Here is a 24450-nt window from a genome sequence, read left to right as displayed (position 1 = left end):
GGAAACCCGCTACCCTATTTCCGTTTTGAGCCGGCTGTTTGCCCGGATTCGAATCGGATAATTGCAATACCCTTTGCGATTTCTGCGGGAATCATAACTTTTGCATTTGCTTTACCGGAAACGACAGTTTCCCATTGCTTTCTTCCCTGAAGATCGAAAATACGCAGGACTTCTGCTCCTCCGGGAATTGTAATAGTGGTCATCAGGGGAGCAGCCATTTTTGAAGGAACAAAGGGAAAATTACCATCGGCATGAACTAACGCCTGTTTCACATCGATTTTCGGGCATGGACCACACGAACCGGGGTTATTGTTGGCATCAACGCAGTATCCTGCATAGAGCGGGATACTATGCGAACCCCCGTATCTAACGGGAGCATCCTCGCCCCTGACCCATCCAGTGTTGCACACTCTGAGTTCACCCACGAGGGTGTCATATGTGCCTCTTCCCCCAATTTCTGAAAAGACGATTGAAACGGCCGAGTTTTCATTGGTAAACATCGGTGCATGCCTCGGATCATGGGTCGTATAAGAAAATCCGCCGAGAAGTTCGGTCATCGCACCAAACCTGTTTCGAATGATCACTCCGTCACGTTCGGTTTTCAGACCGAGTATCCACAATTGTGCATTGCTGTTGAGAATTTTACCCATAAATTCAGAGGAAAGCTCATCATTTTCAACATCCAGCTGACGGGCCCATACTTTGACCCCCCGTTCAAACCGGCACTGCAAGGCTCCATGATCTTCAAGAAATATTTTGCCATTCCCCTGAGCTTTTATATTCATGCCGGTGCTTTTCATTACCAAGGTTTTGCTCGAATTGAAATCCAGCAGATAGCCTTTGGGAATTGCCGTGGGAATATCGATCCGCTCAACCATAACAACATCATTGACAAGATCATCGCCCAATCTGAAAGCGGGGGTAATGTCCATACTGAATTGCTTTTCAAATATAGTCGAACAGCCGATAATTCTCTTTACATTTCCTCTGATCACAATCTGGGAATCGGCATCAAGATTATAGGTCCCACCCTGTCCGTGGGGAAGATAAACAATCGGCATCCCGGCATCGATTGCCGCCTGAATCCCAGTGGCATCATCAACCCCGTCATCCGGATGAGCACCGTAATCTTCAACATTTGCCCATTGACTGAAATCGGTCTCCCACTCCATCTCCGGTGGCTCTTCAATGGTAAGCCCGAGTGATCGTACCGGGTCCTGATCGAAAAGTGAAAGAGGGTCATGGGATGTAAATTCATCAACATCAGCACCATTGACATCATTCAGATTTCCCGCTTCATTGGTAATGGCCCGGCTGTAACCTTGAGTACGAATATTTCTGGCAAAAATCATCGAATTGTCACCCTTATTGAGGATAGCAGGCTCCGATGAAGCTGTAGATCCTGATCCGGTCAAATCACTGTCGAGAATCACCATGAAACCAACACCGCTGTTCTCAACGGCGGTAATGTTATTCGTGCTTGTCAGTTTTCGCAAACTGACTGTCTGGCCAAGGTTGAGAAAACCGGCTTCAACCTGATCCTGGATAGTAATGTGCTCGAATGTTATACTGTTGATTGCAGTTTGTGCAGTCTGTATGCCAACTTTGAATCCGTCAACAAAACATTTTTTTACCAGGCAGGGACCGATCTGGCCGGTGAATGACATATCCAGACCAATGTGGGCCTGACGGTCTTCGGAAATAATCTTGACATATTCCATCATGCCGGTATTGCTCGCATTAAACTGTACTCCGATAGCTCCCTCGTTGGATCCCTCAACAAGAAAGGTCATATTGCGAATACAGTTTCTAAACCTTTGGGCAGGCTCGTAACCGGTAAGCACCATTGCCTTGGGATCATCGGGATTGGTAAATGTACCGCTCGGAAGCCGGATAATCGTGCCGTCCATGCTCTGGCCCTGAAGAGTAATCTCATTCTTGGGCTCGAGTGTTTCATCCCGGGCCCACGGGTCGGTGCTATTAGTTTCATCATACAAAGGGTTGGGAATAGAGACATCATCTGTCCCCCATTTCAGCGTACCGGAAATATTATAAGTTCCATTGGGAAAGTAGATTATCACGCTTTTATTTGCGCAGGTGTTGATGGCGAGCTGAATCTCATCGGTGGCATCCCCTACTCCATCATTCGGTGCATTAAACGGTGCTTGTGTAACATCAACCACACCGGCATCAGGAGGAAAAACAATATTTTCTCCCCACACGATAGAGGATAAAAAAATTATTGAACCAAAGAAACCGATCCTTCTGCAGGCACAAAAGCTCCAACTCAACATGAATATACCCCCTCAAAAAAACTCCACACTCGAAACATCAAAACAGAATTCGGTGTAATTAATATAAATAGTAACTTAAACAATTAATAACAAGAATGGGATTATTTTTTTTAATTTTCGTTAACATTATTCTGAAAAAATAGATTTCATCGTATCAGCCACCGTTTCAGCCAACGTGCGATGTTCGGTCGCATCCAAATGGATTCCATCTATCGGACTTGAAACAATAAATTCGCCTGCATCGAGATAGTGACACCGGCGACTATCTGCAACCTGTTTGAAAAATCGGGTGAGATGCCGTGATTTTTCTTCACCCTGAGCGAAGTTATCAGCAAATCCAGTGAGTTTTTCAAAGGGAGGTGGGGCAATGAGCAGCACCTGGGGAGCCACTCCCCGGGGGCCAGCATCACTCGCCTGGATTATGCCGGCAAGCATACCCGCCCCCTGAGCGACATCGATCGGTGCTGCATGAAACCGGGTTTTCAAATCGTTGGTACCGAGAAGAATTATTACAAGGTCAAGTGGTTTATGGGATTCGATACATGCCGGCAAATAGGTCCGACCATTCTTATGAGCACCTTCAAAGGGATCATCATACATGGTGGTGCGTCCATTGAGTCCCTCGATTATCACAGTAAATCCACGCCCGAGTTCTTCCTGCAGCACTCCCGCCCACCGCTCATCATCGGAATATTGACCGCCGGTTGATGGATTATAGCCCCAGGTATTGGAATCACCGTAACAGAGAACCCTTTTCATGAAAACTCCTCGAGTTGGAAATTAGACCAATAAAATATAATTCACCGATAGCCGCAGCCCGATCATGCCGTTTTGTTCATCCTTCTTTCTACTTTCATCCCCCCTCTTCACCACAGCCTTTTATAATAAACCAGCAATGCAGCGCCATCCGGCATGTAATCGGGGATCTTGCCGGAGAGGGCAAAACCGACATTTTCGTAAAAAGCCCGGGCAGCGGCAAATTCAGGACTGGAATAGGTTTCGATGAAAAGCTTACGAATACCCACTTTGACGGCTCTATTCTCTACAGATTGCATCACTATTCTGCCAAATCCTTTTCTCCGGAGGTTTTGTGCAATTCCGAACCATCCGAGCCAGGCATTCTCCATTGGCCCCCATACATAGCGGTGTAGCCCGGCTAATCCGCAAATAGAACCGTCCTTTTGCCACATATAGTACAAACGGCCATCATCATAACCGCTGTTCCTGCATCCGAAATGAAAAACCAGGGTGCGATAAGCATATTCACGTTCTTCAGGATTCATGACCAGGCCCACAAAATGTGCAGCCTCATCGATATGCTCCTGGTCCAGAGGCTTAAGGCTGATCATATCCATCGTTGAATTTCGCCTCTCCAGTATAATAATTCCTGTTTTTGATGCATATTCTCCAAAATAATTTTTTTAAGATTTTGACTTGTAAATATTTCCATTCGGGGGTATAATATAAATGCCTTTCTGGAGTTAAGGCACCCATTCCAACCTATCAGTGGCAAAAAAGAACAGTAACCCGGCAAAAAACTGCGGGGTTTAGCGTTATTTATATAAAATATTCGGAGTTACTCGCAGTGGATACAAATATGATTAAAAATTCCCTTTGCCTGGTTAAAATAGCTATTGTTATAACGGCGGCATACCTTTGGGCCACACCGACCGGACCTATTGGCGAAAGACGATCAGACATATCAGCCCGGAAACATAAGACCAGCGGTGGCAGTTCATTGCATCAAGCCGATATTGAAAATGACGTTGATACCCTATCCTTTTCTTTGCCCGAAAACCCCTCTTTGGAATTGATCGATAGTGTATTCCGGCAAGCCATAGTGGCATACGGGGATAGCAAATGGGAAAAGGCGCTCCAGTATTTTGATACGCTGGCTGTCAGGCCCGAGGCCCGTGCCTGGTATTCCAGATCCCATCTCATGGGCGCTCTCTGCTGTGTTAAACTTGAAAAATATCCGCAGGCAGCTGTCTTTATTAAAAAGGCAATGCCCGGTTTCAAAACTATCAGCGATCATTTGCGCATCATTCTTGCCGAAATTCGCATGTCTCAGAAGGATTATCCTAAAGCACTGTACAGCTTCGAAAATATTTTGAAAGAATATCCTCAGAGTAATCTCTATTCTGAAGCACTGCTCGGTGCATTACAATGCCGGCTCCACAACGACGATGCCCAGTATGTGCTCAAAACAATCGACAGCCTCGAGAAAGAACCTCTTGAACAGGATTATCGCTTTTCGGGCATCAATAAGGACTTGCAACGGCTAAAAACCGGCGCCTTCAAAAAAATGCGGTGTTTCAAAAGGGAAGCTGCAATTCTGTCGGAACGACTTCTTGACGGTTCGGCCATAGGAATGCATGCGCAATGCCGGTCCCGTCTCAAACAACTGGCTCAGCGAGGTATACGCCATGAGCCTTCCAGCCGGCATGCATTTAAATCATATATTCTACAGCTGCGAAATATCCAGGCATATCCGGAAATCATCAGGCTGACCGAGACGAGACGGCAAAAAGAGAACGTCGACCCCGGCAGCAAATTCGACCATTGGCTCTATTTTAATCGGGCATTTTCCTTTTACCGGATGCAACAATATGACAGAGGAGAAAAGCTATTTCAGAAAATCAGCAACGAAACAAAGGACCGGAAACTTCTCCAGCGATGCTGGTGGTATATTGCCCGGTGCCGTTTGCGGGCAGGCAAATCCACCGAAGCGATTATGGCATTCAGGTATATAATTGAAAGTTTTGACAATTCGACCTATGCCAGGCGGGCACCCCATGAAATTGTATGGATTTATTGTCATAAACAGAATTATGACCGGGCACTGAAAACAATAGATCGATATCGTGATATTTATGCACGTTATCCCGGAAGTCGATGGACCATGCGGTGGATGGAAGCGTGGATGTATTATCTCAAATCAGACCATGAAAAGGCATTGACGCTCTTTGATACGTTGAAGAATACAAGGACGTATCGCACTACAGCGCAATACTGGAAAGCCCGCTGCCTTCACAAATTGGGTCGCAATAGTGAAGCACGTTCGATATATGAAAAACTGGCAGAAAATGATTTCTTTACCTGGCACAGACTTGCCGCATCTCAACAGCTTATCGCTTTGGAATCCGATATTCCCCAATTTGAAGACTCCGTTGATATTAACTTCAGACGAGGCAAATCAACTCCTAAAATCTCTTCCTGTTTACCTAACCATACTGTTTCCACGCATGACACTATCCGGCCAATCATGGCCGGGTCTGCCCTTTCCGAATCAACAACTACCACTATCGCACAGGGGATTCTTACCGATACTGTCTCCTCAGCTCAGTATGAAATCGATGAAACCCTCCAGGACAGCCTCGAAGAAAAGTGCTGGAAAGATTTTGTTTTCCGGTCGGACAGCATTTCGGGTATTTATGATCCGACCTGTTTTAATGAAGGTATCATGATGAAGGGGCACTCCAACCAGGAACCGGGCTATGAACGACTCATGAAGCTCCTGAAACGACTGGAAAAAGATACCGGCGGCATTATCGAAAATTTCCCCTCACTCCAGAAAGCGATTGTGTGGATCAGATTCAATGAACGGAACCGTGCAGCATTCGAGCTTAAATCATTTATTCGGCATTGTGCGATGCTCGATACCCTGACGATTGACAGCAGTAGCAGTCCGGCTGAATCAACCGCTGTTTTGCAAAAAATCCCAGCGCATGATACCAATCAGAAAAATCGTACCATGGTTTCCGGAAAGGTCAACAGTTCATCGACACCTCCAGTCACCGCCATCGAACGAGATAAGGAAAAACAACACCGAAGAGATAAAATTCTCGATTCCCTGGAGCGGAGGGGATTACTGCTTCGACAGAAAACTGCAGTAGCCTGGATAACCCCTCCGCGCGCCAGGATTTTCACCGACCTATTAACCGAGTTGAACTGTCATTATACGGCTTATGTCTTCTTTGTAAAACATCTCATGAATGCCCCGGAAAGCATTGTCTCCACTGAATATCGCCGCCGCATTTTCTATCCCCTTGCCTATTACAAAGAAATACGGCAGGTTGCCGACTCGATAGGCATTCCCTTTGAGATCGCCCTTGCTGTTATGCGGACCGAAAGCCGGTTCAATGCAGAAGCTGTCAGTCCGGTTGGCGCTACCGGGCTCATGCAAATAATGCCTCTGACAGCAGAACGTATCGCTTGCTGCTGTTCGGATACATCGCCCCATCGCTGTGACCTTTATAATCCGCACACTAATATCCGTTATGGAATCTGGTATTTAAAACAACTTCTGGATAAGTTTGACGGTAATATACCCCTGGCTGTTGCATCATACAACGGTGGCCCGTTTAATGTTGAACAATGGGTAGCGCATAGTGACAGCATGACATGGGATGAGGTTCTCGGCTGCATGAAATTCGGCCAGACCCGCCATTATACACGCAAAGTACTCCTGACTATTGCAGTGTATCGATGGCTCTATGCCGATCGTTTCACAAGCTGGAATATCGCAAGAAAAGCCCAAATCTGCATTCGAGAAGGCATCACTTGGTAGAGATAATTTACTGCCGGCAGCAACATATACCCCAACCTTTCTTTTTGGAATAATATTTGCATCTTCTTACCTCAGAATCATTACAGGTAAGTACGACGGAGCCTTCTATTCTGTATCGGAAATTCCGAACGTACCGGCAACAATATTCCATCTGCCTGTTTCAGGCTTTTTTGAAAGGTAACTACCTATGAAACGTTCTTCTCTATTCTCCCCTATTGGAAATTTTTCCCGTACAACTATCGGTTTTTTTGGCGGAATTGCGAACAAAATTCTTAAATCTGCAACATCATTACCAAAAAGAGTGGCGGATGGATCAAAAATCAGAAAAAAAGTTCTAATCGGGTCGGGTATTTTCGGCGTATCAGCACTTGGTTCGCTCTATGGTATCAAGCGGGCTACAAAAAAGAAAGAAGAAGAGAGCGAAGAAATTGATGTCGATTTATCTGCGCCTGAAGATCTCATGAGAGAACATGGCGTTCTTGAACGACTCCTTCTCATTTATGAAGAATGTGCAAGACGGCTCGAAGCCAATATAACGGTACCCTCCGGTGTAATCGGCAAAACAGCCCGCATTGCGAGAAGTTTTGTGGAAAACTATCACGAAAAACTGGAAGAACAGTTCATTTTCCCCGAATTCAGTAAAGAAAACACCCTTACCGATATGGTTTCTATACTGGAAAATCATCATGAAGCAGGACGTGGGGTAACCGACAGGATACTCTCCCTTTCCAGCGGTCGGACATTGCCGGAAACGTCCTACAAAGAACTGTCCTCGGCATGTACCGAATATGTGCGAATGTACCGTCCTCATATGGCACGAGAAGATACAGAGCTTTTCCCTGCGCTCTATGCACTACTGGGAAGTGAAGGCGTCAAAAAAATGGGTGAAAGTTTCGAAAAAGAAGAACATCGCCTTCTGGGCGAAAAAGGTTTCAAAGGTGTAGTAAAAGAAATCGCCTCGATTGAAAAACAGCTGGAGATACAGGATCTGGCGGCAGTCACCCCTGCACCTGTCCCGAGCTGAACCGCCATTGAAATAGTTCTTGTTCTTTACCGATTTCAAAACTCCAATTAAAAAAGCCCGATTAAGTTAATCGGGCTTTTTTGGGGTGGGTGATGGGACTTGAACCCACAACAACTGGAACCACAATCCAGTGCTCTAACCAATTGAACTACACCCACCGTGAGTTAAACTCGAAATTCGGAATCCGATCCCGCTGAACGGGGTATGAACTTAAGAAAATAAATATTATCTAGCGAACAACAAAAGGATAAAACAATTTTTATCTCTCTTCGCGTGCCTTCATTATCATTCGGCACTCAATTGCATATTAGCCCATGAGCCGGGAAGTTTTCTTTGGGCCTGTTCAGGGAAATTCGCAATCTGCTTGCCTTCCGAACCGGCAACAAATATTGAGAAACCTGCCATGCGAAATCCCTTTTCCTTACCGGCAAAGGGCGGGGCCATTCCCAAATCGCTCCAGGGAATTCGTATTGCAAAATCGCTGCCGTCATCCTGCATAACAATCTTGTTATGCCATTTCTTTTTCTCATAGGCGATACTGTCGCCTCGAAAAGACCGTGTATAATGATACGCAGCCAGTGAATCTTTATTCGAATAATAGGTTATGAACTTATCGGCATAGGCTAAAAACCCGTTTTTCGCATTTTTGCCGTCAAAGGTAAAAGTAATCTCTCTGGTTTCCTCCGGCTTTTTTCCGCAGATTATCAGTTCTGTCTGGTTCCAGGCAAGACCATAGTCATTATCACCAACTGTCACGGTCTTTCCGGAAGCCGCTTTTACAATAGAAGCAAGATCGTCGGTTTGGGAAACTTTTGCAGTCTTTATTTTCGGTTTTTCATCAAAATTATCAAGCGATACTATACCAATGGGAGCGATAGTCCCCTTTAAGGTCGTGTCCCGTATCGACCAGTATATCTTAGCATAATTTTCACCACCCAGTTGTTCGATTCCGACTGATCCGAGGTCAATATCCTGCGAATAATCTTTTATGGTGATCGATTTTGATGTCACTCTTTTTTCTTTACCGTCCTTAACCGTATACAATACAACATCAACTCTTTTATTTACCACTTTTGAAGTATCGAACTGCATTTTGGCAGTAAAATTATCCTTTCGTTGCGTAAGCCATGCGGTTGGTGAATTAAAGGATACTACCTGGGCCCAGGCATTAGAAAGGAAAAATACCAGAACTCCAAAAACAAAAGCGCGTTTAATCATTAAATGCCTCCAGACAAGAAATCGACAATTACCACTCACACCGGCCGCAAAGCTTTACGATATTACCGGGCTTACATAAAAAAATACGCTAACATTAGGGGGAAAATCAAGAAAAGGCATAATGTAACAGTCCATTATGCCTCTAAATTACTTAGTACTGTGCCTGTTTATTAACCGGCATATAACTTTTTCATATCTTCAAGGGATACAGGTTTGTAGTCACCCGCATGCCCAGCGGTGCCGAAGGCTTTCATTTCTTCAACAATCCAGACTCTTACAGCCTCACGTGCAGGTCCGAGGTAGGCACGGGGATCGAATTTGTCGGGTTTTTCGACAAATACCTTTCTGATCGCGGCGGTAATCGCCAATCGACCATCAGTGTCAATATTAACCTTGCGCATTCCCCGCTTGATAGCATCCTGAATCATGGCGGTGGGAACACCAACTGCATTCGGTACTTTTCCGCCGAACTTGTTGACTTCATCAACCATCTGCTTGGGTACCGATGAGCTGCCGTGCATAACAAGAGCGATATCGGGAGTCCGTTTGTGGCAATCATCAACAATATCCAGAGCAAGCTTGATTTCAGTTCCTACGGGAAACTTGTAGGCGCCGTGAGATGTTCCGATTGCAAGAGCCAGAGCATCCACCTTGGTCTGTTTAACAAATTCTTCAGCTTCTTCAGGTTCAGTCAGATGGACCGCACCGGCAACGGTATCATCTTCAATACCGCCGAGGGTACCGATTTCTCCCTCTACACTTACGCCTGCTGCATGGGCAATAGCAACGGCTTCTTTGGTTATCTTAACGTTATCTTCAAAGGAACGTGCCGGGTGACGGCCTTTTTCATCTTTGGCGGAATAATCGAGAGAACCATCAATCATAACCGAGGTAAATCCCAGATCAACACACTCTTTGATGGTTTCGATATCAGGACCATGATCGAGATGAAGCGCCATGGGAATGTGAGGATACTTTTCTTCGGCCATATATCGCACCATTGCAGAAAGCAGGCCTTTATCGGCATATTTCAGAGCATTCCGGCTCACCTGAATAATAACAGGTGAACTTGTTTCATTTGCAGCATCACAAATCGCCTGGAGCTGTTCCATATTGTTAACATTAAATGCTCCAACACCATAACCGCCCTTATTGGCTTCATCGAGAATCAGTTTCATCGGAACGAGTGACATATTATTCTTTCTCCTTTGACTTCTTGACAGCCGTTTTCTTTGTTGATGAATTCTTTTTATCTGAATCCGAATATTTTTCCTCGGTTTTCTTTTCAGATGCCTTCTCTTCGGTCTCTTCTTTCTTTTTTGCAGCAGCCTTTTTTGCCGGTGCGGCTTTTTCTTCGGTTTCCGACCGAGCCTCTTCCTTGGGAGCTTCTTTCTTCGAAGTCTCTTTATTTTTTTCTATTTTTTCAGAAGCTTCAGGTGAAGGTTTTTCTTCGGAAGTAACTTTTTCTTCTGCTGCGGTTTTTTCAACCGCCGCCGGTGTTTTGGGCGCTTTTTTCGTCGGTTTTTTCTTTTTCTTCTTCTTTACAGGCTCTGTTCCGGTCCTGCCCACCAACTCGATAATGGCCATAAGCGCGTTATCACCCTTTCGCTCGGTGGTCTTTATTATGCGCGTATAACCGCCTTCCCTGTCTTTAAAATGAACCGCAAGATCTTCAAAGAGTTTTTTCAGAAGGCTTTTATCTTTTATTGTCCTTGCAGCCAGGCGAAGGGAATGCATGCCGCCGCGTTTACCATAGGTAATGTGGCGTTCCACAACACCGCGAACTTCTTTTGCCTTTGCAAGGGTGGTAACAACCCGCTCCTTATCCAGTATCGATACTGCTAGGTTGGACAGCATTGCCCGCCGGTGACTTGCCGTACGGTTCAGTTTTCTCCCTGATTTCAAATGACGCATGAAATATGCCTTTTCTTTACGTAAATAATCGTGATTTACTTATGCTGTATTCTATTACTTAAAGTCCTTTATGCCGATTCTTTTTCCTGCCCCATGATGCGATCGACATCAAGACCGAATGAAAGGCCGAGATTTGACAACACCTGGTTCAGTTCGATCAGCGATTTTCTTCCGAAATTCTTGTATTTCAACATATCCGACTCCTGGTTACGAACCAGGTCGGCAAGAGTATGGATATTCGCTGCCTTAAGACAGTTGTTCGAGCGTACAGAAAGCTCAAGTTCATCCACCCGCATCTTGAGCAACTGGCGAAGTCGGTCTGTTTTTTCATCGGCAGGGCTCTCTGAAAGCGGTTCCAGTTCACCCTCAAAGTTAATGAAAATTTCCAGATGATCATAGAGCAGCTTTGCAGCATATCCCATAGAATCTTCAACCGAGAGACTGCCGTCGGTCCAGATTTCCATAATGATTTTGTCGAGATCGGTACGCTGACCAACACGGGTGTTTTCGATAACATAATTTACCCGAACGACCGGTGAGAACATTGCATCGATAGGAATCGTACCGATGGAATCGTCTTCACGCTTATTCTGCTCTGCCGGGACATACCCTCTCCCGTCGGAGACACGCATCTCTATTTTGAGTTTTGCATCACTGTTAATTGTCGCAATATGTAGATCGGGATTGAGAATCTGAACATCGGGATTCTGCTCGATATCGCCAGCTTTGACTTCTCCTTCACCACTGACATCGAGTCTCAATATGGCGTCTTCATCAGAAAGAAGCTTCAACCGTAATTGCTTTATATTGAGAATTATATCGGTAATGTCTTCACGAACACCTTCAACGGTCGAGTATTCATGAACGACACTATCAATACGCACCGAAGCAACAGCTGCGCCCTGCAGCGAGGACAGCAGAATTCGTCTGAGTGAATTTCCGATCGTGTGGCCCCAACCACGCTCCAGAGGCTCTACAATTACTCTGCCGAAATTCGGGATCTTGTCCGGGTTTTCGATCTGAATGCCTTTTGGCATGAGTAAGCTTTTCCACTTCATGTATACCGTCACTCCTCTCACTATTTGGAGTAAAGTTCAACAACTAATTGTTCCTGCACATCTGCAGGCATATGACTGCGATCAGGCTCTCTGAGAACAGTCCCGCTTAATTTAACTTTATCGATCGACACCCACTCGGGAATATCCTTTGTAATACGCAGAGCATTGTGAATGGTGTCGAGGCTTTTGCTTTTTTCCTGTGCCAGCACAACATCACCTTCCTTGAGTTGACATGAAGGTATATTAACTTTTTTGTTGTTGACGAGGAAATGATTGTGTAATACGAGCTGTCGAGCGCTCGACCGCGATGGTGAAAATCCCATTCGGTATACTACATTATCGAGTCTCATCTCAAGTATTCTGAGAAGATTTTCTCCGGTAACGCCCTCTCTCCGGGCGGCATGTTTAAAATAGAGACGAAACTGTTTTTCTAAAACGCCGTACATGCGGCGAATTTTCTGCTTTTCCCGAAGCTGTTGGTCATACTCGGAGGAAGTTCTTCTCCTCTTTTTTGTCCGCATGCCCGGAGGAAAAGGCCGTCGCTCAAAGGCACATTTTTCTGTTTTGCAGCGCTCGCCCTTAAGCATGAGCTTCTGCCCCTCTCTGCGGCACTGCCTGCATCGCGGACCATGATAAACTGCCATATACTTATATCCTTCTCCTTTTAGGTGGTCGACACCCGTTATGTGGAATTGCAGTAAAATCTTTAATTGCCGTAATTTTCAGACCGGCAGATGCCAGCGCACGAATAGCACCTTCCCTACCGTTCCCGGCGCCACGGATATGGACTTCAATCCGCCGAACACCGGCATCATATGCTGTTTTACCCACAGAATCAGCTGCTATTCCGGCTGCGAAGGGAGTGCTCTTACGGGAACCTTTAAACCCGGCCTTTCCCGGTGTTCCCCAGCATATAACATTGCCCCGCGTATCGGTAATGTTGACTATCGTATTGTTGAAAGTCGCCCGAACGTGAGCAACACCTTCCGAATCAGCCTTCTTCTTTGTCTTTTTGGGTTTATTCATTCAATCCTGTCCTTTTTGAATAATTATCATTTGCCCGGTGCTTTTCTCTTACCGGCGATCGTCTTCTTCGGACCCTTCCTTGAACGGGCATTTGTCCGAGTCCGCTGACCTCGCACCGGCATACTTCTCCGGTGACGGAGTCCGCGGTAACAACCGATATCCATCAAACGCTTGATGTTCATGCGGTTTTGTGTCCGCAAATTACCTTCAACCTCAAATTCTGCGTCGATAATCCTTCGGATATGATCAAGCTGTTCCTCCGAAAGCTCTTTGATTTTGATATTTTTATCAATTCCGGCTTTCTCAAGGATTTTTACCGACGATATATGCCCGATACCGTATATGTACGTCAAAGCGATTTCGCTTCGCTTGTTATTCGGAACGTCAACTCCTGCAATACGTGCCAAAACTCATGCCTCCTCTCAAAGAAGTAATCCCGGCCTTAGCCCTGCCGCTGTTTGTGCTTGGGACTCTTTGAACAAATAACTCTGATAACGCCTCTGCGCTTTATGATTTTACATTCCTTACACATTTTTTTTACCGATGCCTTTACTTTCACAATCAAACTCCTTTACATGTCACTCGGGATGCTATTAACGCCTTCCCCGTAGCCGCCCCTTCTTCATGAATCCTTCGTAGTTGCGGGTCTGCAAGTGTGATTCAAGCTGCTGCAGTGTATCGAGTGCTACACCCACAACGATAAGCACACTGGTGCCGCCGAAAAAGAACGATATTTTTAATGTTCCCATGAACAAAAAGGGAACGATTGCAATAAAAGCCAGAAATATCGATGCCGGCAGTGTAATACGGGTAAGTACTCTGTCGAGAAATTCGGCGGTTTTTTTGCCGGGTCTGATACCGGGAATAAATCCCCCACTTCGTTTGAGATTCTCGGCAATATCAACCGGGTTAAAAATAATTGCAGTATAAAAATAGGTAAAAAAGATAATCATCAGTGCATAGAGAATGGAATAAACCGGACGACCGGGAGCGAAAAGACCGACAAAATTTTCTACCAGCTCCGATTTTGGAAAGAAATAACTCAAAACGCTGGGAAAAAACATCAACGATGACGCAAATATCATGGGAATGACACCGGCCATCAGAAGGCGCAGCGGAAGAACCGTGTTCTGACCGGCATACATTTTGTTGCCTACCACCCGTTTCGGTGTTTGAATGGGAATACGACGAGTAGCCTGATACATCATGATAATAAAGGCAGTCATAATCAATACGATTGCCAGAACCAGAAGCGCTGAAAACGGATGACGGGTTCCAGCCTGAATCTGCTGGATTTCGCCAAATATAGCATCGGGAAGGCGAGCAACAATACCAATAAATATGATTAACGATATTCCGTTCCCTATTCCCCGATTGGTTATCTGTTCACCAAGCCACATAATGAATATGGTACCGGTGGTAAGACTCACTGCAGTCAGAAGGGTAAATTTTATTCCCAGAAGCTGGGGAAGTACCGCTGTCTGCCCGGTTATAGGTGACGTGATATTCTGCAGCCAAATACTGATCGCAATGGCCTGAAAAAATGAAAGGGCTAAGGTCAGGTAACGGGTAAATTGTGTGATTTTTTTCCGTCCCTCCGCACCTTCACGCTGTAATTTATTTATATATGGGAATACCGTACCAAGAAGCTGCATAATAATTGATGCACTGATATAGGGCATGATTCCCAATGCAAAGATAGTTGCCCGGCTGAATGAACCGCCGACAAACATATCGTAAAGTCCAAAAAGTGTATTCTGGGCATTAGCGAGAAAATCGCCCAGAACCTGCGGATTGATTCCCGGTGTCGGAATATGACCCCCTACACGATAAATAAATATCATGAAAACGGTGAATCCTATACGTTTACGCAGTTCGGGAACACGAAATATATTCAAGAACGTCTCAAGCAATGGTCAAAACCTCAACTTTCCCTTTAGCCTTTTCAATTTTTTCTTTTGCAGAATCCGAAAAGGAATGAGCCTTGACCACCAGGCTTTTTGATATCTCGCCCTGTCCCAGTATTTTCACCGGAAGCTCTTTTGAACGAACCAATCCGTTGCTAAAGAGCCATTCCGTATCGATTTCCTTATCTGAAGATTCTATTTTTTCTATAGCCTGAAGATTTACTATCTGGTAAATCACGTTTCTCTCGTGCTTAAAGCCCTTCTTCGGAATACGGCGTGACAGAGGTGTCTGACCACCTTCGTAGTAGAGCTTATGCTTTCTTCCACTCCGTGCCTTTGCACCGTTATTTCCATAACCGCAGGTTGTCCCATTACCACTTCCCTGTCCGCGTCCGACACGATTGGCGGGCTTTCGAGCCTTTTTCGATATAGTTAAATTATTAAGACCAAGCACATTACTCTCCTTCAACTTCCGTAATATCAACTAAATGCTGCACTGTTCTGATCATTCCCCTGATACTCGGAGAATCGGTATGAATAACCGACCGTCCCCTTTTTCTTATCCCAAGGGCCTTGATCGTCAGCTTCTGATTTTTGAATCTTCCGATAGCACTTTTAACCTGAGTGATTTTTAATTTCTTTGCCATATTTATTCCTCTTTTTCGGCAACTTTTTCGGCACTTTGTTCGGGAGCTTTTTCTTCAGTTTTTTCGACCACCGGCATCTGGCGCAGCTTTTTAACATCATTCCATGTTCTCAACCGCGTGAGACCTTCCATGGTAGCCTTTGCTACATTATGGGAATTAGTGGTACCTATACATTTTGTCAGAATATTATGAACGCCAGCCAATTCCAGTACGGCACGGGCAGGTCCACCGGCGATAACACCGGTTCCAGGCGCCGCAGGTTTCAGTAAAACCTTCCCGGCCCCAAAGTGACCTAATACCTCGTGGGGAATTGTCCCATCAACAAGGTTAACCGTGACGAGCCGCTTCTTTGCGTTCTCAACAGCTTTTCTAATCGCCTCGGTTACATCATTTGCCTTTCCTAAAGCAATGCCCACTTTCCCCTTGCTGTCACCAACGGCAACCAGGGCGTTAAAACCGAACCGACGGCCGCCTTTGACAACTTTCGCAACCCGGTTTACCGAAATGAGGCGTTCACTCAATTCCGGCTGTTCCTGAAACTGTCCTAATGATTCTTCTTTTGCCAAGATGTAAATTCCTTTCGCAATATGCTCTTATTAAAACTCGAGCCCGCCAGAACGAGCTCCCTCAGCCAGAGCGCGCACCCGACCGTGATACCGGTAACCCTTCCGGTCAAATACGACACGCTGTATACCCTTTTCCTTGGCCTTTTCAGCAACAAGTTCCCCCACAAGGCGGGATACATCGATCTTTGACTTACTTTTTAATTGTTCGAATTTTTCAACAATATCTTTCGTCGAACTCCCCACCTGAAGTAAAGACTCTTGTCTGGAGTCATCAACAATCTGAGCATAAATATGATTAAGACTCCGGCGGATACTCAGCCGCGGGCGATCGGAAGTACCATACACTTTTTTACGAATGCGAAATGCACGCTTTTTGCGCTCAATAATTCTGGCTTTGGCTCTGTTCATAATCGCTACTCTTTATTGATAATGGTTATTTTGCAGCACTCTTTCCGGCTTTTCTTCGTACATATTCGTTTTGATAACGAATGCCTTTCCCCTTATATGGTTCCGGTGGTCTGATTGCCCGGATATTGGCGGCAACCTGTCCAACTTTCTGCTTATCGGCACCTTCAATGATAATCTTAGTCGGCCCCTCGGTTTTATACGTAACCCCTTCAACGGCCTTGAAAAGAACCGGTTTCGAATAACCGACCGATATATTCAGATCATTTCCCTTTAATTCGGCTTTATATCCCACACCGATAATTTCGAGTACCCGCTGAAATCCTGTTGAGACACCGGTGACCATATTGTTGATTAACACGCGATACAATCCCCATTCGGCTTTCAATTCGCCATCTTCACTGACAGGCGAAAGAATGACCTCCTTGTCTTTGATTTCAACATTGATTTTCTCGGAAACATTCTGTGTGAGCCTGCTTTTGGGCCCCTTTACAACAACAGAGCGTCCCTCTTTTTTTACCTCAACCCCATCGGGGATAACTACCGGTAGCTTTCCTAAACGAGACAAAATTATTCTCCTGAATATGGCTTCTTATTATTCCCACTTACTACTTTTTTTACCAAACAACACCGAGAACTTCACCACCAACATTCTTTTTTTTGCATTCTCTGTCGGTCATTAAACCGCTCGATGTCGATACGATCGCGATTCCCATACCATTGAGCACCTTTGGAAGTTCTTTTGATGAAGAATACTTCCTTCGTCCGGGAGTGCTCACTCTTTTGATTCCCTGAATCGCACAATCCATGTTGTCGTCGTATTTCAACAGGATTTTTATTTCTCCCTGCCTGCCGTCATCAACATAGGCATATTTGCTTATAAAAAAGTTTTCATAAAGAATCCGGGTGATTTCTCTTTTTACGTTTGAGCCGGGAACAGAAACGGTTCGTTTCTGAGCCTGGATTGCATTCCTAACCCTGCAAAACATATCTGCAATCTGATCGGTCAACATTCTGTTTTTTCTCCCTTACACATGCTTGGATTACCAGCTTGATTTCACCACACCGGGAATAATACCGTTTAGGGCCATTTCCCGGAAACAAATTCTACATATTCCGAACCTGCGCAAGTACGCTCTCGACCGGCCACATCGCCTGCACCGGTTATATGCCCGTACTCCGAATTTCGGTTTTTTTCTCTGTTTTTCCATCAATGCTTTTTTTGCCACATTCAGCTCCTGCGGTTATTTTCTAAAGGGCATTCCCATTTCTTCGAGAAGGGCCAACCCCTCCTCATCAGTGCTGCCGGAAGTGCAGATTGTAATATCCATACCTGAAATCCGGCTTATTTTATCACGATCGATTTCAAGAAAAATAATCTGCTCTTTTACGCCAAGATTATAATTGCCGTTACCATCAAAGGAACGTCGTGAAAGTCCTCTGAAATCTCTCATTCGTGGAATGGCGATTGATACCAGACGGTCGAAAAACTCGTACATCATATCCCGCCGAAGGGTGACTTTGGCGCCAATAGAATTTCCCTTCCGGAGTTTAAAATTGGAAATAGCATTTTTAGCACGAGTAATCACCGGTTTCTGGCCGGTAACATCCCGAATTGTCATTACCGCTTCATCGAGAAGCTTTGGTTCCGACGTTGCTCTTCCTGCGCCAATATTAACAACAATTTTCTGAATTCTCGGAACCTTCATGACATTCTTGATATTCAACCGTTCCTTGAGAGCAGGAACGACTTCCTCTTTGTATTTTGTCTCTAATCGCGGTGTTGTTTTTTTGTCGCTCAATCTACCATCTCCTTAGCTTTTTTGGAAAAGCGAACCCGTTTGCCGTTTTCTAAAACCTGAACGCCGACTCTGGTCGGTTTTCCGGTTTTGGAACACATAAGCATGAGGTTTGACAAATGAATCGGCGCTTCTTTTTCAAGGATACCGCCCTGTTGATTTTTTGGATTCGGCTTGGTATGACGCTTAACAATATTTTTACCTTCAACAAGCGCAGTCTTCTTTTTGGGATCGATTTTAATAATTCTCCCGGTTTGTCCTCTATATTCTCCGCTTATAATCTGAACCATGTCATTTTTTCTTAGTCGACAAGGCATTGGTCACTCCTCGCTTATAAAACTTCTGGTGCAAGTGAAACAATTCGCATAAACTTTTTTTCCCGGAGTTCCCTGGCTACCGGTCCGAAAATACGGGTACCGCGCGGCTCTCCGGCATCATTGATAATGACAGCAGCGTTGTCGCTGAACCGCACATAGGTGCCGTCTTTCCGTCCATATTCCTTTGATGTCCTGACAACGACCGCCTTGGCGACTGAGCCCTTCTTAACCTGCGAATTAGGTATGGCATCTTTTACCGCCACCACAACGACATCACCCACTCGTGCGTACCGTCGACGGGTACCGCCGAGTATTCGTATGCACTGGGCTTTTTTAGCTCCGGAATTATCTGCAACAGTCAAATTTGTCTGAACTTGGATCATTACCGTTCTTTCCTGATAGTTGTATCCGTTTTATATAGTAGTATATTGTCTATTTTGCCTTCTCAAGCACTTCACCCAGCCGCCACCGCTTTGTCTTGGACAAGGGACGGGTTTCGATAATTCTTACCTTATCACCGATGGTGCATTGATTGTCCGTGTCCTGGGCAACGTATTTTTTGCTCAACCGAACGGTTCTTCCATATTTCGGATGAACAAGCTGCCGCTGCACATTGACAATAATGGTTTTATCCATCTTGTTGCTTACAACAGTTCCTATTCTGATTTTTCTACTGTTTCTTTCAGCCATGCACTGTTCCTGTTATCAAAGTGTTATTATGATTTTGCTTGAGCCTGTTTCTGTTCGTTCAAAATAGTTTTTGCACAGGCTATTTCACGACGAACGTGACGCATTCTAACCGGATTACTCAATTGTCCTAATTTAGCCTGGAATCTCAAATTAAACAATTCTTCTTCCAGACCCTCTATTTTTGTTTCGATCTCAACCGGCGATAATTCTCGTATTTCTTTGGCCTTCATCATAGTTCTCAGCCTATCTTTTCAAGTTCGACGAATTTTGTTTTCAAGGGCAATTTGTGTCCTGCAAGACGCATTGCTTCCCGCGCAAGATCGGATTTTACTCCGGCCATTTCGAACATAATGGTACCGGGCCTGACAACGGCAACCCATCCTTCGGGAGCACCTTTTCCTTTTCCCATCCGTGATTCGGCAGGATGTTTTGTATAAGGCTTATCCGGAAAAATTCTGATCCAGATTTTTCCACCTCGCTTAATAAAACGGGTCATTGCCACACGAGCCGCTTCAATTTGCCTGCTGTCAATCCATGCCGGCTGAAGCGCCTGCATGCCGTATTCCCCGAACGATAACGTATTGGTCCGGGTGGCGGCTCTTTTCATTCGACCACGCTGCTGTTTTCTCCAACCCACCTTTTTTGGCGCCAACATAATCTGAATTCCTTTCCGATATTAAGCGACCGGAGCTTCTTCTCTGTTCTTTGCAGCAAGCTTTTCGCTGCGACGGATAACTTCACCTTTACATATCCATACTTTCAAACCGATGCATCCATAGGTCGTATGTGAGACCCTGGTCGCATAATCGATATCCGCACGAAGTGTGTGCAGGGGAATTCTCCCTTCCTTGAAAGTTTCCACACGGGCGATTTCAGCGCCATTCAGACGTCCTGCGACAGTAACTTTAATACCTTCAGCGCCCATCCGCATGGCTGTGGATATCGCTTTTTTTATTGCCTTTTTGTATGATATTCGTTTCTCTACCTGACGAGCTATATTGTCGGCAACAAGCTGTGCATCCATTTCAGGCTTTTTCACTTCCTTGATATTCACCTGGATTTCTTTTTGCGTCAGATGCTGCAATTCTCCTTTGAGACGTTCTACCTGTTCGCCCTTTTTTCCGATAATAATACCCGGCCGCGATGTATTTATATTAACAATAATCTTTTTTGTTGTACGTTCGATTTTAAGCATCGCTATGCCACCATTTTCCAACCGTTTCTGCAAATAGCGACGAATAAGAACATCTTCATAGAGATAATCTGCAAAATGTTCTTTGGCATACCAATTGGAATTCCAGGATTTATTAATTCCCAACCGAATGCCGACAGGATGTGTTTTCTGACCCAAACTGATCCTCCTTAGTTCATTACCTTGACGGTGATATGGCACATTCGCTTGATAATCTGACCGACTCGCCCCTGTGCCCTGGCACGAAACCGGCGCATGCTCGGCCCTTGACCGACCTGCACGTCACCGATCCGCAGATCGTCGACATCGATATTTGTTTCAGTATTCTTGCTCTGCATGTTGGCAACCGCAGCCTTGACCACCTTTGCCATATCGTGAGCAACACTCTTTTTAATGCTTAAGTCGAGCATGCTGAGTGCTTCACCCACCATTTTACCCTTGATAGCATCGGCAACAAGCTGTGCTTTTCGGGGTGAAGTTCTTGCGTATTTCAATGTAGCCTGTGCTTCCACACTTACTCTCCGTTGAATTAATGTTTAGCCGATTTATCGGATTTTAAATGACCACTATGACCACGAAACTGACGAGAGGGTGCAAATTCTCCCAGTTTATGTCCAACCATATTCTCAGAAACATAAACCGGGATAAACTTGTTTCCATTATGAATAGCAAAGGTATGCCCTACAAATTCGGGAAGAATAGTCGAGCGACGAGACCATGTCTTAATGACTTTTTTCTGACCGGAGCTATTCATCTGATCGACTTTTTTGGTTAAAAAGTCATCAACAAACGGGCCTTTTTTAATAGAACGCGCCATATATTAATTCCTTCAGCTTTTTTTCTTTCTTCTTCTTCTGACAATAAATTTATCTGAACTTTTTTTCGCTTTTCGAGTTTTGAGTCCCTTGGCTTTCTGTCCCCAGGGTGATACGGGATGACCACCGCCGGAAGCTTTTCCTTCGCCACCACCCATTGGATGATCGACGGGGTTCATTGCAACACCGCGCACCCTCGGCCGCCATCCCTTATGACGGGTCCGTCCGGCAGAACCGATAACGATGTTGCTGTATTCGGCATTACTTACTTGACCGATCGTGGCCATGCAGTTTTCATGAACATTCCGTATTTCACTTGAAGGGAATTTGATTTGAACCATATTCTCTTCTTTGGCAAAAATTTCGGCATAGGCCCCGGCACTGCGGGCGATCTGGCCTCCCTTTCCCTTGCGAAGCTCGATATTGTGAACCATGGTGCCCACAGGAATTTTGCCGATCGGCATATGATTCCCCTCAGCAATTTCACAATCTTCACCCGACATGATATTCATGCCGACTTTCATATTGGCCGTGGCAAGAACATACCGCCGTTCGCCGTCAACATACTTGATCAAAGCAATGTAGGCAGTACGGTTCGGATCGTATTCGATTGTTTCTACGATCCCGGGAACACCAAATTTGTTTCTTTTAAAATCGACAATCCGATAATGTGGCCTGGTGCCGCCACCCCGATGACGAACCATTATCCGTCCGGTATTGTTGCGCCCGCTCCCCCGCTTCTTGGCGACAAGCAATGGCTTATACGGCTCATCCGTCGTCACCATGCTGAAATCGCTTGACGTTTTATACCGTAAGGTCGGAGTAGTCGGACGATATGATTTGATACCCATGCATTCTCCGCTGATTTATTCTAAAGTAATTCTATTCACTTATACTTCACCAAACTGCTGAATCGTTTCCCCATCAGCCAGTTTTACCAGTGCTTTTTTCCAATCAGAACGATATCCTGAAAACCGTCCCATCCGTTTCTTTTTGCCTTTGACAATCATGGTATTTACTTTTTCAACCTTAACTTCAAAGATCTTTTCGACAGCCTCTTTGATTTCCGCTTTTGACGCTCCCTTGTCGACCTCAAACACATACTTATTCTGCACGGTACGCAGATTCGTATTTTTTTCGGTAATCGAGGGGCTCTGGATTATTTTGTGATATTTGCTCACGATTTAACCGCTCCTTCCAACTCTGTCACAAGCTGCTCAGAGCCGAAGATTATATTTTCACTCTTAATGACATCAAGCGCATTAATCTCGGCCAATGGCTTTACTTCAAGCCACGGGATATTCCGGCTCGCCAGGTAAATATATTTGTTATCCTTTGCCGTAACCACGAGATTTTTTTTGCCGTTCAGGGCAAGCGCTTTGATAAGTCGCTCCATAATTTTCGTTTTCGGCTCATTACATTCGATGGAATCGATAACAAAGACTTTTTCTTCCTTCGCTCGTGAACTCAGTGCCGATTTCAGAGCAATTTTTCTCATTCTTTTCGGAATGGTGCCGTAATAATCTCTGGGTTGTGGACCGAAGGCTTTGCCCCCTCTGACCCATATCGGCGAGGCATTCGATCCGGCCCGGGCCCGTCCGGTGCCCTTTTGCCGCCAGGGCTTTGCACCACCGCCACTGACATCGGCACGGGTCTTGGCCTTTGCCGTCCCCTGGCGCTCATTTGCCTGATAAGAGGTGATTACCTGATGAAGAAGAGTTTCGTTGATGGGAGCATTAAAAACAGACTCCGGCAAATCAATTGCACCCTTTTCTTTTCCATCACCGGTAAAAACTTTGGCTTTCATGTTCTGTAAACCTCGTTGCAATTTTTATTTCTTCGAATTGTTTTTTCTGATCACTACAACCCCTTTGTTCGCACCCGGGATTGCTCCTTTTATATACAGAAGACCGTTTTCTTTATCCGTACCAACAAGCTCCAGCCCCTTGATAGTGGTCTTTTCTGAGCCGTACTGCCCCGCCATCTTTACACCGGGAAAAACCCTTGCAGGATAAGTGCCGGCGCCAAGCGAACCACGTTCACGGTGATTGGTATTACCATGCGTTTCACGGCCGCGCTGAAAGTTATGGCGTTTGATTGTTCCGGTAAAGCCACGTCCTTTTGAAGTACCGGTAACATCAACATACTTGATATTTTCAAATACTTCGATACCAATGGTCTGACCGGGTTTCAACTCAGCATCACTTTCATCCATGACAAATTCTTTGATAACCCGTGTCGCAGCACTACCGTGTTTTTTGAAATGTCCCTGCAAAGCTTTTTTTACCTTCTTTTCAGGACAGCTATCAAAACCCAGCTGAGCGGCAGTATAACCATCATTTTTTTCGGTCTTTATCTGATGTACGATATTGGTCGCAGTTTTAATAACCGTGACAGGAATAGCATGCCCACTCTCTTTATCGAGCAGCCTGGTCATTCCCACTTTTTTTCCGATTAATCCTTGCATAATATAGTGCCTGCTTTACCTTTTTTATCTGAGCGTTATACTTTAATTTCGACATCAACTCCGGCCGGAAGATCGAGCCGCATCAGCGAATCGACCGTTTGGGGAGTAGATTCGAGTATGTCAATCAATCGTTTGTGAACACGAGTTTCAAACTGCTCGCGTGATTTCTTATTAACATGCGGTGAACGCAATACAGTATAGATCGTCTTCTCTGTAGGAAGCGGTACCGGCCCCGAAATCTGCGCTCCTGTACCCTTTGCAGTACGAACTATATCGATTGCGGATTTATCGAGTATATTATGATCAAACGACTTTAAGCGGATCCTAATGCGTTCTCCTGGCACGTCAAACTCCTTATTCAATAATATCTGTTACAACACCGGCGCCAACCGTCCGCCCACCTTCACGGATCGCAAAGCGGAGCTCTTTCTCCATCGCAATCGGCGCTATCAATTCAACTTCCAACGATGCATTGTCTCCCGGCATGATCATCTCAACACCTTCGCCAAGCTGAATCGAACCGGTAACGTCGGTAGTGCGG

General features: G+C 45.3%; 35 protein-coding genes, 1 tRNA gene and 1 pseudogene. 2 read left to right on the top strand and 35 right to left on the bottom strand.

Going from position 1 to position 24450, the window contains the following annotated elements; genetic code table 11:
- Nucleotides 1-14 precede the first annotated feature (14 nt).
- From GF401_07480 to GF401_07470, 3 genes are all read right to left on the bottom strand, one after another.
- Nucleotides 15-2294, bottom strand: coding sequence for an endopolygalacturonase (locus GF401_07480; GenBank protein MBD3344887.1), 2280 nt, complete (start codon nt 2292-2294; stop codon nt 15-17).
- 126 nt (nt 2295-2420) lie between these two features.
- Nucleotides 2421-3053 carry a hydrolase gene (locus tag GF401_07475; GenBank protein ID MBD3344886.1) on the bottom strand — a complete coding sequence of 211 codons (633 nt, stop codon included), beginning with the start codon at nt 3051-3053 and terminating at the stop codon, nt 2421-2423.
- 107 nt (nt 3054-3160) lie between these two features.
- Nucleotides 3161-3649: a GNAT family N-acetyltransferase gene (locus tag GF401_07470; protein ID MBD3344885.1), complete on the bottom strand. Its 489-nt coding sequence runs from the start codon at nt 3647-3649 to the stop codon at nt 3161-3163.
- Between the two features lie 242 nt (nt 3650-3891).
- Between GF401_07470 and GF401_07465 the strand changes: the two genes are divergently transcribed.
- A complete protein-coding gene (locus GF401_07465) occupies nt 3892-6864 on the top strand; it encodes a transglycosylase SLT domain-containing protein (protein ID MBD3344884.1) in 2973 nt (990 codons plus the stop codon).
- A gap of 187 nt (nt 6865-7051) precedes the next feature.
- Nucleotides 7052-7888: a hemerythrin domain-containing protein gene (locus GF401_07460; protein MBD3344883.1), complete on the top strand. Its 837-nt coding sequence runs from the start codon at nt 7052-7054 to the stop codon at nt 7886-7888.
- An 81-nt stretch (nt 7889-7969) separates the two neighbouring features.
- On the opposite strand, the gene GF401_07455 is transcribed toward GF401_07460, so the two are convergent.
- From GF401_07455 to tuf, 32 genes and pseudogenes are all read right to left on the bottom strand, one after another.
- Nucleotides 7970-8046, bottom strand: a tRNA-His gene (locus tag GF401_07455).
- Between the two features lie 127 nt (nt 8047-8173).
- Entirely contained in the window at nt 8174-9106 is a 933-nt protein-coding gene (locus GF401_07450; protein MBD3344882.1) for a hypothetical protein, read from the bottom strand.
- 170 nt (nt 9107-9276) lie between these two features.
- Entirely contained in the window at nt 9277-10299 is a 1023-nt protein-coding gene (locus GF401_07445) for a ketose-bisphosphate aldolase (protein MBD3344881.1), read from the bottom strand.
- Between the two features lie 226 nt (nt 10300-10525).
- A pseudogene (rplQ, locus tag GF401_07440) lies at nt 10526-11020 on the bottom strand (50S ribosomal protein L17).
- Nucleotides 11021-11088: 68 nt separating this feature from the next.
- Entirely contained in the window at nt 11089-12078 is a 990-nt protein-coding gene (locus GF401_07435; GenBank protein MBD3344880.1) for a DNA-directed RNA polymerase subunit alpha, read from the bottom strand.
- A gap of 20 nt (nt 12079-12098) precedes the next feature.
- Nucleotides 12099-12722, bottom strand: coding sequence for a 30S ribosomal protein S4 (gene rpsD / locus GF401_07430; GenBank protein MBD3344879.1), 624 nt, complete (start codon nt 12720-12722; stop codon nt 12099-12101).
- 4 nt (nt 12723-12726) lie between these two features.
- Entirely contained in the window at nt 12727-13104 is a 378-nt protein-coding gene (gene rpsK / locus GF401_07425; GenBank protein ID MBD3344878.1) for a 30S ribosomal protein S11, read from the bottom strand.
- Between the two features lie 26 nt (nt 13105-13130).
- On the bottom strand, nt 13131-13511 hold the full coding sequence (gene rpsM, locus GF401_07420; GenBank protein MBD3344877.1) for a 30S ribosomal protein S13: 381 nt from the start codon (nt 13509-13511) through the stop codon (nt 13131-13133).
- Between the two features lie 35 nt (nt 13512-13546).
- Complete coding sequence (gene rpmJ / locus GF401_07415; GenBank protein MBD3344876.1) at nt 13547-13663, bottom strand: 50S ribosomal protein L36; 117 nt, start codon at nt 13661-13663, stop codon at nt 13547-13549.
- 34 nt (nt 13664-13697) lie between these two features.
- Nucleotides 13698-15017 (bottom strand): preprotein translocase subunit SecY, encoded by a 1320-nt coding sequence (gene secY, locus GF401_07410; GenBank protein ID MBD3344875.1) that lies wholly within the window; start codon nt 15015-15017, stop codon nt 13698-13700.
- Nucleotides 15010-15441 carry a 50S ribosomal protein L15 gene (rplO, locus tag GF401_07405; GenBank protein MBD3344874.1) on the bottom strand — a complete coding sequence of 144 codons (432 nt, stop codon included), beginning with the start codon at nt 15439-15441 and terminating at the stop codon, nt 15010-15012. The genes secY and rplO overlap by 8 nt, the downstream gene beginning before the upstream one ends.
- A 25-nt stretch (nt 15442-15466) precedes the next feature.
- On the bottom strand, nt 15467-15658 hold the full coding sequence (gene rpmD / locus GF401_07400; protein ID MBD3344873.1) for a 50S ribosomal protein L30: 192 nt from the start codon (nt 15656-15658) through the stop codon (nt 15467-15469).
- 2 nt (nt 15659-15660) lie between these two features.
- Entirely contained in the window at nt 15661-16224 is a 564-nt protein-coding gene (gene rpsE, locus GF401_07395; protein MBD3344872.1) for a 30S ribosomal protein S5, read from the bottom strand.
- A gap of 30 nt (nt 16225-16254) precedes the next feature.
- Nucleotides 16255-16632, bottom strand: a complete 378-nt coding sequence (locus tag GF401_07390; protein MBD3344871.1) for a 50S ribosomal protein L18 — start codon at nt 16630-16632, stop codon at nt 16255-16257.
- 25 nt (nt 16633-16657) lie between these two features.
- Nucleotides 16658-17197: a 50S ribosomal protein L6 gene (gene rplF, locus GF401_07385; protein ID MBD3344870.1), complete on the bottom strand. Its 540-nt coding sequence runs from the start codon at nt 17195-17197 to the stop codon at nt 16658-16660.
- 49 nt (nt 17198-17246) lie between these two features.
- The gene (gene rpsH / locus GF401_07380) at nt 17247-17642 is read right to left on the bottom strand and encodes a 30S ribosomal protein S8 (protein MBD3344869.1); all 396 of its coding nucleotides are present in this window, start codon (nt 17640-17642) and stop codon (nt 17247-17249) included.
- A gap of 30 nt (nt 17643-17672) precedes the next feature.
- Complete coding sequence (locus tag GF401_07375; protein MBD3344868.1) at nt 17673-17858, bottom strand: type Z 30S ribosomal protein S14; 186 nt, start codon at nt 17856-17858, stop codon at nt 17673-17675.
- 15 nt (nt 17859-17873) lie between these two features.
- Nucleotides 17874-18431, bottom strand: a complete 558-nt coding sequence (gene rplE / locus GF401_07370) for a 50S ribosomal protein L5 (protein ID MBD3344867.1) — start codon at nt 18429-18431, stop codon at nt 17874-17876.
- Complete coding sequence (locus tag GF401_07365) at nt 18428-18745, bottom strand: 50S ribosomal protein L24 (protein ID MBD3344866.1); 318 nt, start codon at nt 18743-18745, stop codon at nt 18428-18430. The genes rplE and GF401_07365 overlap by 4 nt, the downstream gene beginning before the upstream one ends.
- Nucleotides 18746-18759: 14 nt before the next feature.
- The gene (gene rplN / locus GF401_07360) at nt 18760-19128 is read right to left on the bottom strand and encodes a 50S ribosomal protein L14 (GenBank protein MBD3344865.1); all 369 of its coding nucleotides are present in this window, start codon (nt 19126-19128) and stop codon (nt 18760-18762) included.
- Between the two features lie 49 nt (nt 19129-19177).
- Entirely contained in the window at nt 19178-19435 is a 258-nt protein-coding gene (rpsQ, locus tag GF401_07355; GenBank protein ID MBD3344864.1) for a 30S ribosomal protein S17, read from the bottom strand.
- A 26-nt stretch (nt 19436-19461) separates the two neighbouring features.
- On the bottom strand, nt 19462-19665 hold the full coding sequence (rpmC, locus tag GF401_07350) for a 50S ribosomal protein L29 (GenBank protein ID MBD3344863.1): 204 nt from the start codon (nt 19663-19665) through the stop codon (nt 19462-19464).
- 8 nt (nt 19666-19673) lie between these two features.
- A complete protein-coding gene (rplP, locus tag GF401_07345; GenBank protein MBD3344862.1) occupies nt 19674-20090 on the bottom strand; it encodes a 50S ribosomal protein L16 in 417 nt (138 codons plus the stop codon).
- Between the two features lie 21 nt (nt 20091-20111).
- The gene (gene rpsC / locus GF401_07340; protein MBD3344861.1) at nt 20112-20786 is read right to left on the bottom strand and encodes a 30S ribosomal protein S3; all 675 of its coding nucleotides are present in this window, start codon (nt 20784-20786) and stop codon (nt 20112-20114) included.
- Nucleotides 20787-20797: 11 nt separating this feature from the next.
- Nucleotides 20798-21139 (bottom strand): 50S ribosomal protein L22, encoded by a 342-nt coding sequence (gene rplV / locus GF401_07335; GenBank protein MBD3344860.1) that lies wholly within the window; start codon nt 21137-21139, stop codon nt 20798-20800.
- A 17-nt stretch (nt 21140-21156) separates the two neighbouring features.
- Complete coding sequence (rpsS, locus tag GF401_07330) at nt 21157-21444, bottom strand: 30S ribosomal protein S19 (GenBank protein ID MBD3344859.1); 288 nt, start codon at nt 21442-21444, stop codon at nt 21157-21159.
- A gap of 12 nt (nt 21445-21456) precedes the next feature.
- Nucleotides 21457-22293 (bottom strand): 50S ribosomal protein L2, encoded by an 837-nt coding sequence (rplB, locus tag GF401_07325; protein ID MBD3344858.1) that lies wholly within the window; start codon nt 22291-22293, stop codon nt 21457-21459.
- Nucleotides 22294-22332: 39 nt separating this feature from the next.
- Entirely contained in the window at nt 22333-22623 is a 291-nt protein-coding gene (locus GF401_07320) for a 50S ribosomal protein L23 (protein ID MBD3344857.1), read from the bottom strand.
- Entirely contained in the window at nt 22620-23249 is a 630-nt protein-coding gene (gene rplD, locus GF401_07315; protein MBD3344856.1) for a 50S ribosomal protein L4, read from the bottom strand. The genes GF401_07320 and rplD overlap by 4 nt, the downstream gene beginning before the upstream one ends.
- A gap of 24 nt (nt 23250-23273) precedes the next feature.
- Nucleotides 23274-23912: a 50S ribosomal protein L3 gene (gene rplC / locus GF401_07310; protein MBD3344855.1), complete on the bottom strand. Its 639-nt coding sequence runs from the start codon at nt 23910-23912 to the stop codon at nt 23274-23276.
- A 32-nt stretch (nt 23913-23944) separates the two neighbouring features.
- Nucleotides 23945-24253, bottom strand: coding sequence for a 30S ribosomal protein S10 (gene rpsJ, locus GF401_07305; GenBank protein MBD3344854.1), 309 nt, complete (start codon nt 24251-24253; stop codon nt 23945-23947).
- Between the two features lie 10 nt (nt 24254-24263).
- Nucleotides 24264-24450, bottom strand: a 187-nt coding sequence (tuf, locus tag GF401_07300) for an elongation factor Tu (protein ID MBD3344853.1), incomplete at its 5' end; no start/stop codon positions are given.

The sequence above is a fragment of the Chitinivibrionales bacterium genome (assembly GCA_014728215.1).
Classification (GTDB): Bacteria; Fibrobacterota; Chitinivibrionia; order Chitinivibrionales; family WJKA01; genus WJKA01.
Note: the sequence above shows the minus strand (reverse complement) of the source record. Positions and strands in the feature narration are given on the sequence as shown.